The sequence below is a fragment of the Nonomuraea bangladeshensis genome (assembly GCF_039529455.1).
Taxonomy (GTDB): Bacteria; Actinomycetota; Actinomycetes; order Streptosporangiales; family Streptosporangiaceae; genus Nonomuraea; species Nonomuraea bangladeshensis.
Map to the genome: position 1 here is coordinate 1 of NZ_BAAAMV010000035.1, position 1,559 is coordinate 1,559.

The window sequence follows — 1,559 nt, forward strand, 5'->3', positions numbered from 1 at the left end:
GGGGTCTTCTCGGGCTTCTCGGCGATGACAGCCTCGGTGGTGAGGAAGAGCGCCGCGATGGAGGCGGCGTTCTGCAGCGCGGAGCGCGTCACCTTGGCCGGGTCGATGATGCCCGACTCGAACATGTTGACGTACTCGCCGCTGGCGGCGTTGAGGCCCTCGCCCGGAGTGAGGTTGCGGACCTTCTCCACCACGACGCCGCCCTCGAGACCGGCGTTGACCGCGATCTGCTTGAGCGGCTCCTCCAGAGCCTTCTTCACGATCGAGGCACCGGTGGCCTCGTCGCCGGCCAGCTCCAGCTTGTCGAACGCCTTGGCGCCGGCCTGCAGCAGCGCCACGCCACCGCCGGGGACGATGCCCTCCTCGACGGCCGCCTTCGCGTTGCGCACGGCGTCCTCGATGCGGTGCTTGCGCTCCTTGAGCTCGACCTCGGTGGCCGCGCCGGCCTTGATGACGGCCACGCCGCCGGCCAGCTTGGCGAGGCGCTCCTGGAGCTTCTCGCGGTCGTAGTCGGAGTCGGTGCGCTCGATCTCGGCGCGGATCTCGTTGACCCGGCCGGAGATCTGCTCGGCATCGCCGGCGCCGTCGACGATCGTGGTCTCGTCCTTGGTGACGACGACCTTGCGCGCGCGGCCCAGCAGGTCGAGGGTGGCGTTCTCGAGCTTGAGACCGACCTCCTCGGCGATGACCTGGCCACCGGTGAGGATGGCGATGTCGTTGAGCATGGCCTTGCGGCGGTCGCCGAAGCCCGGGGCCTTGACGGCCACGGAGCGGAACAGGCCGCGGATCTTGTTGACGACCAGGGTGGCCAGGGCCTCGCCCTCGACGTCCTCAGCGATGATCAGCAGCGGCTTGCCGGACTGCACGACCTTGTCGAGCAGGGGCAGCAGGTCCTTGTTGGCGGAGACCTTGCTGTTGACGATCAGGATGTAGGGGTCCTCGAGGACGGCCTCCATGCGGTCGGAGTCGGTGACGAAGTACATCGACACCATGCCCTTGTCGAACCGCATGCCCTCGGTGAGCTCCAGCTCCAGGCCGAAGGTGTTGCTCTCCTCGACGGTGATGACGCCTTCCTTGCCGACCTTGTCCATCGCCTCGGCGATGAGCGAGCCGATCTCGGGGTCGGCGGCGGAGATGGAGGCGGTGGAGGCGATCTGCTCCTTGGTCTCCACGTCCTTGGCCAGCTTGGAGAGCTCCTCGCTGACGCGCTCGACGGCGGCCTCGATGCCCTTCTTCAGGGCCATCGGGTTGGCGCCGGCGGCGACGTTGCGCAGGCCCTCACGAACCAGCGCCTGGGCGAGCACGGTGGCGGTGGTGGTGCCGTCGCCCGCGACGTCGTCCGTCTTCTTGGCGACTTCCTTGACCAGCTCGGCGCCGATCTTCTCCCAAGGGTCCTCGAGCTCGATCTCCTTGGCGATGGACACGCCGTCGTTGGTGATCGTGGGGGCGCCCCACTTCTTCTCCAGCACGACGTTGCGGCCCTTGGGGCCCAAGGTCACCTTGACGGCGTCAGCGAGCTGGTTCATACCGCGCTCGAGACCGCGCCGGGCGTCCTCGTC

At 68.2% G+C, this 1,559-nt stretch carries 1 protein-coding gene; it reads right to left on the bottom strand.

All coding sequences use genetic code 11. The annotated features are described in order from the left end of the window. Nucleotides 1-1,559: chaperonin GroEL (gene groL / locus ABD292_RS48805; RefSeq protein ID WP_344220338.1), on the bottom strand; the 1,559-nt coding region annotated here is incomplete at both ends.